The 14212-nt window shown below is 44.0% G+C and carries 8 protein-coding genes and 1 pseudogene; 7 read left to right on the forward strand and 2 right to left on the reverse strand.

Going from position 1 to position 14212, the window contains the following annotated elements:
* Positions 1–774: 774 nt before the first annotated feature.
* Positions 775–978 (forward strand): LexA family protein, encoded by a 204-nt coding sequence (locus tag ACYQ03_RS06495; protein ID WP_459908545.1) that lies wholly within the window; start codon positions 775–777, stop codon positions 976–978.
* Positions 971–1228 (forward strand): hypothetical protein, encoded by a 258-nt coding sequence (locus tag ACYQ03_RS06500; RefSeq protein ID WP_459908546.1) that lies wholly within the window; start codon positions 971–973, stop codon positions 1226–1228. The genes ACYQ03_RS06495 and ACYQ03_RS06500 overlap by 8 nt, the downstream gene beginning before the upstream one ends.
* Positions 1229–1730: 502 nt before the next feature.
* On the opposite strand, the gene ACYQ03_RS06505 is transcribed toward ACYQ03_RS06500, so the two are convergent.
* On the reverse strand, positions 1731–1940 hold the full coding sequence (locus tag ACYQ03_RS06505) for a DUF1659 domain-containing protein (protein ID WP_459908548.1): 210 nt from the start codon (positions 1938–1940) through the stop codon (positions 1731–1733).
* Between the two features lie 438 nt (positions 1941–2378).
* Positions 2379–3539: pseudogene (locus tag ACYQ03_RS06510) on the reverse strand (IS110 family RNA-guided transposase); the annotation flags it as partial.
* Between the two features lie 429 nt (positions 3540–3968).
* Between ACYQ03_RS06510 and ACYQ03_RS06515 the strand changes: the two are divergent.
* The 5 genes from ACYQ03_RS06515 to dpdG all read left to right on the forward strand — a co-directional run bounded on the left by ACYQ03_RS06515 (position 3969) and on the right by dpdG (position 14205).
* The gene (locus ACYQ03_RS06515) at positions 3969–4514 is read left to right on the forward strand and encodes a VUT family protein (RefSeq protein WP_459908550.1); all 546 of its coding nucleotides are present in this window, start codon (positions 3969–3971) and stop codon (positions 4512–4514) included.
* 82 nt (positions 4515–4596) lie between these two features.
* The gene (gene dpdA, locus ACYQ03_RS06520; protein WP_459908551.1) at positions 4597–7368 is read left to right on the forward strand and encodes a tRNA-guanine transglycosylase DpdA; all 2772 of its coding nucleotides are present in this window, start codon (positions 4597–4599) and stop codon (positions 7366–7368) included.
* Positions 7369–7562: 194 nt separating this feature from the next.
* The gene (dpdE, locus tag ACYQ03_RS06525; protein WP_459908553.1) at positions 7563–10826 is read left to right on the forward strand and encodes a protein DpdE; all 3264 of its coding nucleotides are present in this window, start codon (positions 7563–7565) and stop codon (positions 10824–10826) included.
* A gap of 17 nt (positions 10827–10843) precedes the next feature.
* The gene (dpdF, locus tag ACYQ03_RS06530) at positions 10844–13351 is read left to right on the forward strand and encodes a protein DpdF (protein ID WP_459908555.1); all 2508 of its coding nucleotides are present in this window, start codon (positions 10844–10846) and stop codon (positions 13349–13351) included.
* The gene (gene dpdG, locus ACYQ03_RS06535) at positions 13348–14205 is read left to right on the forward strand and encodes a protein DpdG (RefSeq protein WP_459908557.1); all 858 of its coding nucleotides are present in this window, start codon (positions 13348–13350) and stop codon (positions 14203–14205) included. Before dpdF ends, dpdG begins: the two co-directional genes overlap by 4 nt.
* The last annotated feature ends 7 nt before the right edge of the window (positions 14206–14212 follow it).

Here is a 14212-nt window from a genome sequence, read left to right on the forward strand (position 1 = left end):
TTAAAAATAACCAGCTACCTTAGAAACTTTCCTAACACAGAAATGTTTAGATTACTAAAACTATGGCGTTTCCCTTAAGTAAGATTATATACAAAATTACTTATTTGTAAAGTGATTTTACATAGTAAATAATGTAATATTTTGACTTATCTTTAGGTAAAAATTGTTACATGGCCAAAATGAAACACCCAACAGTTGCTGCTAGGTGTCTTATCCATTTATCTTTTATGAGTGAGCTTCAGCTATAGTCTGAGAAAACTGGAATGTTTCCTGTAATTGTTCTGCTTCTGGTTTATATGGACTATACCAGTTCTTCTTTAGAGCTAATTCTCTTAGAGTCTGTTGTCCACTTAATACCTGGGTAACGCTAAAAGAGATTCTTTAACTCTGGTGTTGATGACTCAATACCCCCTCAATATGTATAATATCATTTTTAATTGTTGCAAACCCCTAACCCTTGCATCCATTACTTGCATACCACTTTCGGCAACTCTCCGTAAATAGTCATCGGTAATTAAAGGAAGAGTAGCCTTGCTTTTGGCCAATGAGTTACTTTCCCATTTGAAGAACTTAGATGAATAATTTCACTTGGTGTTAGTTGTCTCAATTAGAATATTATTCAAGATTATAGTGCTAACATAATAGTTGACCACCTTGGTGGCTGGGTTAGAAGTCCCAATCATATTCTAACAATGGACCGAATTAGAAGTTCACCTTGCTGCCCGTACATATGTTTGCTATAATTTAACCAAACAAATGTATGGTGGTGGTTAGATGATTACCGATGAACAAATTATCAACACCCTTAAGGAACTTAGTGAAAGGGGTTATCCCCCATCTGTGAGGGAACTTGGCAAAGCCGTTGGGCTTCGGTCAAGTAGTTCTATCCAAAAACGATTCTACAAGCTAAAAGATCAGGGTAAAATCCAATGGGAGCCCACCCAACCTCGTACCATCAGGGTGATTAGCCATGTGTAAACTTTACAAACAACCGGTTGAAGTCAACCCAGGTCCCGATGGTCAGCCCTTTAGCTTTCGGTGGAAAAACAAATGGTACTTAATAGAGAGAGGTTATCCCTATCAAATATCACCCCGGGACTGGCAATGGTATCGGAACATGGGCTTGGACCCTTATAGAGATCGTTACAGATGTTACACCGATGGAAACTTAGACTGCGACCTGGTACGAGAAAGAGACCAATGGCTGCTGGAAAGGGTCTGGGACTAAATGGATAGCAAAATCAGAAACTATTATGCCAATAACCACCTCTATTTAAAAAGATGATTATGCCTGCCACCAGTGAAAAGTTCAAAAACTCCTGCCAGGAATGCAAATATTACGTTGATGTGGTTGGGAACCAAGAGACAAGAAAAGTATGCTTGGTAAAGGTTAAAGCCTATCGAGATAAACACAAAAGAGTACCATTCGGCCAAGGCTTTAGACGCAGGCAGAAGCTTAGTTTGCCCTTATGCAGGTCAGAAAGTTTTATACTTTATGATCTGCCAATAAAAAAGGTGTGGAATAACCTCCACCTCCTCAAATCAGTCAACAAATTAACTTACGCAAAAAGCTCCAGTTCAGTAACACTGCGGGTTACAACACGGCACCAGCATAACCAACCAGATCGCCACCGTAACCTTTGAACTGGCCTGGTTAACAAAAACTAACTCCAAAGTACCGTCCATTCAGATTCCCTCCTATTTTAGATTTAGCCATGATTTCAAAACATCTATAGACCATCGTCCACCAGCTCATGATCTTCTTGCTTGTAAACGTTAACTAACGTGATAGAATTAGCCACAGCAAAGATGTCAGCATCAAGGGCATCAGCCTTTGCCTTAAAAGTAAAGATCTTAATTATTGGCGAACCTTGACCATCAACTCCAGTCTGGCAGCGCATCCTTATTGATTTACCAAAAATTTCAGCAGTAACAGCCATTGGTATTCCTCCTTTTATTCATAGTAGGATACCCTCGAGCGCGGGCCCCTGCCGGTACAAGAGCCCGCTATAAAAGAAAAGCCGGCACAAATCCTTGTACCGGCTAGGGTAATTATATGATAATTAGTTATATATTGTCAAACTTTTATTTATAAAAAAGAGATGATATTATACAGAGTAACGAATTTAATAAATCCGATTGCATTTTGACCAGTTAGTTATTTAAATCGACCATGAAAAAAATGTAACAATTTGTCTGGCAGGAAAAGTAAATATGAAATTGAATATAATACTTAATAATGTAAAAGACCTACGGTAATATATCAAGACCCTAAGGTCAATAATTTTCAAGTTAAATCTTTAAAAAAGGCAACAAAAAACTACCCTGTTTCCAAATTGGTCTGGAAACAAGTAACAGAAATGGAAATTGAGCCGGTGTTAAGCAGAATCACTCCTTTGCCCCTGGGGCATGTATAGTTGGTTGCTGCGCAGCAGAGCATCAACCAGACGCACTAATTTACGTGCGGTAAGGACCAATGCACGGCGATGATGATGGGTTTTACTTTCCCGAAATTTCCGGGCGTAGAACTGTCGGTATTCAGGCTCAGACTGCCGGATAAGATTAGCGGCTTGTACTAAGTAATACCGCAAGTAAGAATTGCCTGTCTTAGTAAGTGGTGTGTCATCGGCTTCAAATTCACCTGACTGGTGACCCCGCCAAGTTAAACCGGCATACTTAGCCAAGGCGGAGTCATTGGGAAAGCGACGAATATCACCGATCTCGGCAATTAAGCCAGCACACGTTACCGGACCAAGTCCCGGCACCGATGCTAAGGTATTTTTAAAATAGTTAATTTCTTTAGCTATGGCTTTATCAATTACTTTAAGTTGTTTTTCTAGGCACCTGATAGTTTCAATGCTTGTAGCCAGAATCAGGTTAACCGGTTCAAGGAGGCCTCCCTTTAGTCTATGGGCATTTTGAGCAGCTTTTTTTAGGGCTATGGCAGTGGCTTCAGGGTCAGTAAAATGTTTTCTGCCTTTCTCCATTAGGAAATCAATTAGATCTTCAAGCGGTCGGGCCGCAATCTCATCCGGAGAAAGGAAATCTGTTAATATGGCTTCTGAAGTTGCCCCAAATAAATTGCTAAACACCTCATTTTGCTGAAGAGTGTTGAATTTGAGAAAAAGGTTGGTAAGAAAATAGTTTTTCTCCCTGGTAACACTTTGCATCAAGTGATACCTAAAGCGGGTCAGTCGTTGCAAAGGGAGGTAGCGAAAATCAACCTGGCTGTTTTCCGGTAGTCTACCAAAGCGAAGGCGGTCAGCAATTACCCAGGCATCCGTCCAGTCATCTTTAGGGAGATCAACATAGGCTTTTTTAAAGTTAGCCACTACTTTAGGGTTAAAGGTATAGACCTGGCATTCATATGGTGCTAGACGCTGGTCGGAGGCCAGTCCCATTTGCAGGTGCCAGCTGTAAACAGAGGTGGACTCCAAACCAATAACAATGCGGTCTAAATTATTGGAATGACAAGTTGTTAAGACGAGTTCCACCAGGGAATCCATACCCGGCTGGTCGTTTAAAAATCTCCGGCGCTTGGCAATCAGCACTGGACTTAACGCCCCTATTACTTCCCACTCTGTTGCAAACAGGAAGGGAAACCGTTAAGCTGTGCAACCTACGTGTCAAAAGTTCAGACCATGGGCTGGGGGTCAGTCTTTTTGAGAGGTCGAACCTCAAGGAGTGTGATACCTACCCAGAATGCAATCTCACGATTTCATTGTGCCTTGAGTACCAGCAAAAGGAAAGTCTAATTTTAGAGTTTGGCCTGGTTGTGGGTTTGATGGCTAACCATTTCATGGTTACCCACAAGCCCCACAACCACGACGGAACTGAACAACAACAAAGAAAAGAAAATAAAATTAATATTTTCCAGTTTCAAAGAGTAATGTGTCCAAAAAAAGAACGGTTCATATTACCGTTCATAGTAGGATTTTAAATATATGATACGAGGAGTGTAGACATCGGTGGGGTTTGTTACCGTTTTTCTTTACCTAATAACTATTATTACTGCTAATATAATAAGTTCAACATTTGCGCCTGTAGCAATTGGGCCATTTCTAATTAGTTTAGGAACATTTCTAATAGGTACCACTTTTGTTCTTAGAGATCTAGTCCAGAACCGATATGGTAGAAAGAAGATTTATCTAGTAATTGGAGTCGCCATGATATTATCCGCTGTTAGCTCCCATTTATTAAAAGAGTCCTATGCAATCGTTCTTGCGTCGGCAGCAGCATTTCTCGTAAGCGAAACAACGGATACAGAAATATATTCTAGGCTCAAGGTACCAATGGCTGTTAGAGTATTTTGGAGTGGATTTGCAGGTGGAATACTCGATAGTTCCGTCTTTGTTATACTAGGCCTTTCGCCATTGGGAGCTGGTTTTATTACCTGGACAGCGGTTCCAATGGCTATTATCGGTCAGATCATATTCAAAACACTGCTCCAGGGTGTTGGAGCTGCACTTATTGGTTACTTGGATAAAAAGCGTGACCTCTATGTTGGAGTATAATATAATTAATTGCTTGATAAGGATATCTAAATTTTAGGTATCCTTCTTTAACGTATAGAAGTTTTCTTAAAGGTGGAGGACAATGGACAGACGGGTTTTAGTGGTTACCTCTTGTACTGGGGAGAAGTGTTATAAACCGGAAAACGAATTGATCCTGGATGATTTTAAAGATCAAGTACGCTTAAAGGTAAGAGAAGATGAATTGACGGATTTCCAAACCACAGCTGGTGAATTGTATACCGGCAAGCAACATGTGTCCCTTATGAAGGGGGTGCAGGAGTATCGTAACCAGGGTGGCCAAATTGACGTCAATATTCTTTCTGCGGGCTATGGGCTTTTGAATGAGGAAGACAGTATTGTCCCCTATGAAGTAACTTTTAGCACCATGAATAGCTTAGAACTAAAGGAATGGTCTAAATGCTTAAATGTAACTGCGGATCTTCAAAAGAAAATTAAGGACTATGATGTGGTATTCATGTTGCTAGGGGACAAGTATCTCCAGGCTGTTAACTGGTTGAAGTTAGAAACCAGAAAGGATCAAAAATTGGTCTTTTTTGCCGGTCAATCTGGTAAACAAAAAATTCTTATAAAGCCCAATTATCATCTAATTGCGGTTACTGAGCAGGAAGCTAAGGTGTTTCACTCTGGATTGGTGGAGATCAAGGGAACCCTGATGGCCATGTTGTTACGTTATATCCAGCATGATTTTAGCCTGTGGGATTCGATTTATCAGAAACCGGGACTAATCCGGGAATATATACTAGAGATTCACAAAAATTCCCAGCAATGGGGGCAGGGTAAAGTCAATATTGCTATTTTTGGACAGGAAGTTCAGTTAACCATAGGGGATGAAAGTGCTAAGTTATATGACAGATTGTTGGCCCACTATACCATTGATATAGCAGAGCACGAAATCGCCATCAATTATGGCCAAGACTTTCAATACTATATGCCAGAAAATGATGATCGAGTGGACCCGGATTACGACTTTCTAGAGGATAAGCCAAATCGTAAGGGCGACCCCTTAGACCATGATGTGTATGCTCACGAACTACATGATATACCGAAATATAACGGTCTTCTGATTTCAAAGGTCAATATTGATGGGGCATCCCAGAAAAAGAAAGAGAAAATCCAACAACTAGGAATTCGGAAGTTTCTGCGACTGCCTGAAGACTACCCGATTATGGGAGACTGTGGAGCGTTTAGTTATATAAATGATTATGAACCCCCCTATATCACCGAGCAAGTGCTAGAGTACTATCATTCTATGGGATTTGATTATGGTGTGTCAGTAGATCATCTGATTGTAGGTAAATATATGAAGGATGAGGTTGAGAGAAACCGCCGCTATCAATTAACCCTAGATAATGCACGGGATTTTATAGAAAAGTACCACCAATATAAAGATCAACATGGCTACACATTCACACCCATTGGAATTGCCCAGGGGTGGGATCCAATCTCCTTTCGGGAGGCTGTCAAGGAACTGGTGAAGATGGGATATCGCTACATCGCTTTGGGTGGGTTGGCGATGGAGAAGTCCGTTAATATCTTTCATATCCTCAAGGAGATTGCCCCTGTTATTCCCGATGCCAACTTCCGTATGCACCTCTTTGGAGTTGTGCGGGATAACATGGAGTATATGCGGGTCTTCCATAAACTAGGAGTCACTTCTTTTGATTCGGCATCACCCCTAAGAAGGGCTTGGTTAGGGTCTGAACACAACTATTACGCACCTGATAGACACTATGCAGCCATTCGCATTCCGGAGGCTACGGCCAAGAGTCCACGGGTTAAGAAACAAATCAAAAAATACTTGGAGTCGCTATACACCTTCGAACTTTTTGGACAGTATATCAAGTCATTAAAAACCTTTGCTTTCGAGCAGTTTAGAGAAACCTACTGCTCAGAGCTTACTTGTATTCGCGAATTAGAAGAAAAATGCCTAGAACAATGCGAGAAATGCCCAGAAGAAGGTTGTGAATGTGTTCGTCAAGGTCTGATGATGTGTCGAAGAGATCAACAGTATTTGGAAGATGATGACAATATTGAAGCGGCAGAGCAGGATGCCACCCCTCAACCCATTTATAACTGCGGGTATAAGTGCCAAGGTTTAGAGTATCTCGAAAATTGCGAGTCCTACTTTCAGCAACATTTGCAACGGTTTAATCAGGAAGTAGGTCTTGATTTGACCACGTGGATGCGTGAAACCTTTCAACTAGAGGCATTCGATGGATTTGGAACTGTGCTAAAAGTGCAGCATTTACTACATGATGATTACCCTGCCCGGGTGGAGAAATTGGTGGAGTTCATCCACAAACAACTAAAGGACTATGATGCGAAGAAGGTAGAAATGAAAACAGCTGTGGATCAAGTGGTGCAGTATCTAAAGAAAGTAGATTTGGTTAACACAGGGGAGCGGACCTATGCAGGTGCTTTTGAAATGCTGGATATGTTTAAGGAACTGGAGAAGCGTTCCCTGGCAGTCCTGCGTGACTATGATCTGGGGCGAGTGGATCTGGAAACCACGTTAGCAACTATCTTGGAGTATGATGAAAAGTTAGGCGAAGATCGGGAAAAGCATTCTTTCTATTACCAGGAATTGCTGGAGGATCAACCCTGGAAAAATTGCGATTGCAACATTTGCAAGAAATGTGGCGTAGAAGTGGTTATTTTCCGGGGCAACAACCGCAACCGCAGAAGAGGTTTTCATAATACCCATGTATTCTTTGAACAGATTGGTAAGTTGAAGGAAGAAATACGGGATGAAATTGATAACCAAAAGTTCACCTTGCTTGAGGTCACAAACAAACAAGAGAAACAGAAAGAAAATATAGCGTTTAGCATCTAGCTAAAATCGACCCTGGATATCATTCCAGGGTTGTTTGCTTCCGAAATACTTGTAGAACGTCTTGCTGAAAGTAGAGTGACTATAGAAGGAAGATCAACATCATTCGTTGAATTTTTACAATAATACAAAAATATATCTTAGTTATTTTTAAGTTAAATATTTGCTAATTTGATATAGGACGGGAGGGTGAGAGTTTGGGAATCCTGCAAGGTATGTTTGTAACATCTTCAAAGAACAATTTGGGCATTGGAAAAGTAATTGACATTGTCGATGACCAAGCCATCGTGGAATACTTTTATTCGGTGGCTAGTCGAATTAAAAAGAACCTCCCACTAGGTTCAATTAAGGAAGTTAAATTGCAATATCAGACCCGATGTTACATATGGTCAGATAGGTTAGATAAGTACATGATGGGCAGAATTGTGGGCTCTTCAGGTGACGAATATGAGGTGGCCTTACCGGATAAAGATTATCTATATGTGAATGCAACTGATATATATGTCCGTTGCAATGAAGTGATGGAAGACCCGGTTGAAGTCTTAGCCCTAAAGGGTCAGGAAACCGCCTTTTTCCACAGGCATCGTTCCAATTTTGTAAGAACCTTTATTAAACAACGGTCTACCGCTCGGGGAATGACTGGTATGGTTTCTTCAAAGATTCGACTGTTAGGTCATCAGGTGGAGGTGGTTCGTCGTATCCTGGAGGACCCTATACAACGTTATCTCTTGTCCGATGAGGTGGGATTAGGGAAAACCATTGAGGCCGGCATGATCATCCGCCAATATCTGCAGGACTATCCACTGGGGCGAGTCTTAATTGTGACACCTCCTTTTTTGGAGGATCAATGGCAGAAAGAGTTGCGGGAAAAATTTATAATTGATGAATTCGACGATCGGGTGGATATCGTAGGTACCGACGGACTCTGCAACAAGGGTGATGGTCAAAGTTATGGGTTGCTCGTTTTGGACGAGGCCCATCAAATCGCAGCGTACGCCTTTTCTAGTGATTCAAAAAAGAAGTCCCTCTATAAAAAATTCTGTTCCATGGCACATAGTTCCGATAAAGTGCTATTGCTCTCAGCAACCCCTGTGTTAAATAATGAACAAGACTTTTTAGCCATGTTACATATACTGGATCCTGACCATTACCAGTTAAAGAATTTACGGGAGTTTAGAGAAAAGGTGCAAAAACGTCAGGAAATTGGGCGACTATTGCTATCCCTGAAAGAAGGTGCAAATCCCTTTGTCCTAAAAAGAACGGTTCCTAGATTAAAGGAATTGTTTCCCTACGATAGTCGTATCCTTGGCTACTCCGATCAACTAATTCACTGTTTAAATAGCGAAGAAAAAGACAACTCCCTAATGGATAGACTCATTCGTTCTATGCGTATTCATATAACCGAGACTTATCGCCTCCATCGGAGAATGTTACGAAACCGCAGGGATTCAGTGAAAGAGGTACTTGTGGGACGTTATCAGGAGGCCGGACCCTCTAAACAACTGACCTTAGAGTACGAACTGGATGAGAGGGCAGAAAAAATTCATGACCTCCTAGATGAGTGGCGCAATGGTGCCTTAAACTTCATTCGACGTGTAGAGCATGAATTGCAGGGCAAACTGGAAGAACAGATGGGGTCCCTTTTCCATTTGCTGGTACATTGTGCGGGTTCGGATTTGAATCTATTGGCTGAGGTCATCACATACCGTTTAGAAGGGAAGATAAGAGGCAACCTACGAGATGAGATCGGCAGTCTTTACGAGAAGTTGATACGTGCCGTGCCTCTTTTTGAAGGGGAAACAGAACTGCTGCAAATCCTTTTAGATGTTCTACAAAATTCCTCCGAAGAAGGAGACCGGGTGAAGTTACTAGAGCAGGTGCTTAACTCTATCCAGATGAGGCACCTGAAGGAACCTCTCCCAAAGTGTGTGGTGTTTACGACTTTTACCAAAACCTGTAAGTCCATTATTAAACACCTTTATCAGGCATTGGGTGAGGATCATGTTGCAGGTTATTTTCATGGGGTTCCGCCCGGACTAGCGGAGGAAGAAGTCCAGCATTTCCGGACGGACCCCCAATGCTTTGTGCTCGTTTGCGATCGCTCTGGTGAAGAAGGTAGGAACTTACAGTTTGCCGATATTTTAATTCATTATGACCTTCCCTGGTCGCCCAACCGATTGGAACAAAGGATTGGACGCTTAGATCGAATTGGCAGGGAGAGACCGCTACGGAGTTTTATCTTTACAGGTCCCGATTGTGAGAATTCCATTTACGATGCTTGGTATCGCGTGCTGAATGAGGGACTGGGAATATTCCGTACCTCCATCGCCTCCCTGCAGTTTTATGTGGAGGCTAAGCTACCCCAACTCAACGGGTTGGCCTTTCGGGAAGGGGCAAAGGGCTTACTGCAAAGTATACCTTCCTTTAAAGAGGAAATTCATGCAGAGCAAGTGAAGATAAGTGAACAAAATGCCCTGGATGAAATCGATGCATTAGAAAAAAGTGCTCAGGAATTTTTCAATTCCCTGGTGGAACATGAAGAGAAATATGAGGAAATTCAACAGAGCAGTGAGGCATGGCTCTGTGATGCACTTCGCTTTTCCAAAAAGACCGACCACAAAAATAAATTGGTTTCCTATAAACCCACTCCGCAAACTATGGTACCTTTGGATCGACTGCTAAAATTTGTAACAAACGATCAACCCGGAACCTACTGCCGACAACGGGCGGTAACCCTACCCCAGAGTAGACTTTTCCGGGTGGGGGAGAAATTCATTGAAACTATTGAGGACTATATTCAATGGGATGACCGGGGCAAAGCTTTTGCTATCTGGCGTTTGGAAAAAAATTGGAGTAAAACCCCTGGTAATGAGTGGTTTGGTTTTAGATTCGATTATGTCATTGAGGCTGATACCCTGAGTGCGGAAGAAGTTCTGGCCCAGGGCGACCTGCGGCGACTGGATCCTAAGGCCTTAAAGCGTCGGGCGGATGCCTTTTTCCCACCCCTGTTTATCAGCATCTTTCTGGATGGAGATATGAAACTTGTAGAAGATGAGCAACTCCTACAGATCTTAAAAAGACCCTTTGAAAGGAAAAAGGACTATGGCAGCGACTATAACCTGACCAAACACCGCTTGGGGATGATCGATGAATTAGTTGATCCTGGTCTGTGGCCTGGGTTCTGCAGAGAGGCCCGGGAAACTGCGGGGGACATTCTAAGGTCCTTGCCTTACTTGCAAGAGGAATGTGAGAAACGGGCACGTATTACCGCCCGCGAATATGATAACCGATTAGAGCAACTGGCCCTGAGGCAGGGTTACGATAAAGTGGGAAATAAGACTAAGGAAGATTTAGAACTGGAGCGTCAACTGGCAGACGCCCTGATACAGGGAATTCGTAATCCCAACATACGCTTGGATTCCGTAGGCTTTATCGTGGTTTCAGGCTATGATCCCTTTTAAGAACAGGGGGAACGGACTTGACAGACCATTTTCAACAACTAAGAAATAAATTGGCTAATAATGGCACATTAGAAGGAGTTACCTTTACCGAAGGGATCTACCTTCGATTAATCGATACTCTTCAGAATGGTAAACAAGCAGGACCCAGAGATCTAGCGGTTCTCATACGAAACATTTTGCGGCAAGAGGCTGAAAATCAAGGAGGCGTGCATCAAACCATCCGCGTTCCCAAGGGCAATCCCTGGCCCACTGAGACGATTTGGCATGAGGCGGGATGTCGGGTATTGGCCGGCGATGCAAAGACCTTGACTATTGAAGCTCAGGCTTGGAAACCTCGTTGGTTGCCTTTGACACTGGAGTATCCGCCAGACCAGAGGGTCTTCGCCCAGACCTACTGCAGAAACTTTAAGTCGGTAACTGGGGACCCCTTTCTAAGGGAAATGGAACGGACCCACTATCGGTGCGCTGGCCAGCGGGAGGCGGTGCGAGCAGTTTTAGCCGCCCCTCTGGGAGCGACCCTTTTGGTTAATTTGCCCACTGGTGCAGGGAAAAGCCTTTGCGCCCACCTACCAGGCCTTCTTTTTGGCAAAGAAGGGGGACTCACGGTGATTGTGGTTCCAACTACCGCCCTCTGTATCGATCAAGAGAGGGCCTTGTCTAAACTGATAAATCACCCAACCGCCTATTACGGAGGAACCACTGCGCAGGAGCAAGAACGAAATGCTTGCATTCGGGAAAGAATCCGTAATGGAACCCAACAGATTGTCTTTACCTCGCCAGAGGGCTTGCTGCAATCCCTAAGCAGCCCAGTATATCAAGCCGCTGAGCGAGGAGAACTGCGGATGCTGGTGGTGGACGAAGCCCATATGATTGATCAATGGGGAGATCAGTTCCGCCCAGCTTTCCAGGTGTTGGCTGGGATGAGGAAAAAGATGCTGCAAATGGCAGGGGAACAGTCCTTTCTAACCCTCCTGCTGTCCGCAACAGTTACCGAATCCTGTCTAGACACCCTTCAAACCCTCTTTGGCGATCCGGGACCTTTTGAGATGGTTTCGGCAGTTCAATTGCGACCGGAACCCTCCTATTGGTTTGCACGGTGCCAAGATGAGGTAGAAAGAGAACAGCGGGTACTGGAGGCGCTGCATCATTTGCCCCGACCGTTGATTCTCTATGTGAGTGAGGTCGCCCATGCCAATGCCTGGATCAAGAAACTGAGGGCAGTGGGTTATTCCCGTTGCGAAGTGATGACGGGGTCTACGGTTTCAGCGGAACGTTTACGAATAGTTCATCAGTGGCGAGATGCTAAAATTGATATTATGGTGGCCACCTCTGCCTTTGGTCTAGGGGTAGATCAGGCGGATGTACGAGCGGTTATTCATGCCTGTGTACCGGAAAATTTGGATCGGTACTACCAGGAAGTGGGACGTGGTGGACGGGATGGAAGGGCTTGTCTGTCCCTGGTTCTTTACACGGCAACGGATCTTTATACGGCTCAGGGATTAAACCATAAAAAGATCATTACCATTGAAAAGGGTCTTCCCCGCTGGCAAAGGATGTTTGCCGAAAAGAAAAGCTTAGCAGATGGAACTTATCAAGTGCCCATCGATGTTACACCGGGTATGGGTGCAGAGTTTATTGATATGGAAAATCATTACAACGAGGCTTGGAACGTCCGTGTATTGACCCTGATGAGTCGGGCGGGCCTTATTGAGTTGTCTGGGGAACAACACAGCAATTCCACGGAAGCAGAGGAACCCCGTAAAGCCAGGGTGGTGAAAATTTTACATGAAAGGCATCTAGACCAGGATACCTGGCAACAGCATATCGAGGCTTCCCGTCAGAAAAGTAACCGTTTGACCCGGAAAAGTCTGAAACTGATGGAGGAGTTGCTAGCTGGTCAGCATTGCGTCGGGAAAATTTTGGCCGAGATGTATAGCATCGAATCGCGACCCTCTGGTAAGGGAGTTAGGGTTTCTGCCAGCTGTGGCGGCTGTCCCGCCTGCCGTCAGGCAGGACAAGCACCTTACGCGGGAGCTGTACCCACCACAAGGGTAGATTGGCCTTATGTACCCAGTGTAGGCCCAGAACTGAGCCGTTTGTTGGGAACGAATAGAGTGTTGGCTATCTTTTACCCACCGAACCCGATGCTAGCTCCCCGAGAGAGAAGGCGTTGGAAGAGTATTATGCGGTGGTTCTTTTCCCAGGGACTCAGGAATTGGGTGGCACCTTCGGATTGGCAGGAAAGATTAGGGGATGTTTTACATAAGGATGGTCAATACATATTCGCCTTTGAAAAGTTTGAACCCCTAATTATGCCCAAATTACCCACTCTTGTCCTTTGGCCGGAGGAACCTATTAACAGGCAACTATTTACCAGTCAAATTTTCCAACAGCGTAACATTCCTCGGGTCATCCTTTTACCCAATACAACCCGGGATCCCGATAAAGAACATTGTCTCTATAAAGATACCCTTTCCTGCAAAAAGTATTTGCTAGAGGAATTTTGTACGGAGGTCGGACTATGAGTGTATTAAATCAACCCTATTGTACGCCCAGCCGAGTAAGGGGCGTCTATCGTTACCTGCTCAAAGTGGGACAAAAGGGTGAAGAACGAACCACAGTGGAGAAGACGTTGTCCCCAGATAGCCTCCTGAAAGGGGGCAATCGGGAAATGATCCATCATGTTATCACTGAATGCTGCAAAATGGAGCTCTTGCAGGAAGAAGGAGATATCATCCGAATCAACCCCGCCTTGCCCCCAGTATCAAGAGACCCCAAAACAGGGGATGCTATGTTACCTCAAACCCTGGCGAACTTAATCCTAAACCCAGAGAAGAAGGAAAATGAGGATTTTTGCAAAGTAAGTGCTTGGTACCTGGCTCAAAATGTCTACGAAGCACCCGGAGACTGGAAATCCGTAGAGGAATTGCTCTTCCAGCAGGTGGGTGCCGGGAAGTTGGGTTTGAACGATATTCGATATAACCAATTTGAAGATTGGTCCTGCTTTGTTGGACTCACCTGGCGCCATTCACTAAAGGGTAGTAAAAGGTTGTTTCCAGATCCCACTCAATACCTACGGTATGAACTGGGCAAGATTTTTCAGGAGCGGGGAAAAGGACTTACGGTCTCCCAAACCCTCACTGCCTTAGCAGAACGTTGCCCTGTGTTTGAAGAGGGTCGGGTTCGCAAAGAAGTAGAAGCCCAAATCGGTGAACGTGAAAAAAAACATCTTTCCACGGTCACTTCCTTTACTCTATCTCGGCTGCATGACGATAAGACCCTCCAACTGCTTCAAGAGTCCGATGCTGAAGTCTACCTTTTCCCAGGTGTAAAGACTGTGCAGCGTGTTTCTAAGATTGTTTGGTTGGGCCAGCCATAAGAAAGGA

The sequence above is a fragment of the Desulfotomaculum defluvii genome (assembly GCF_054657375.1).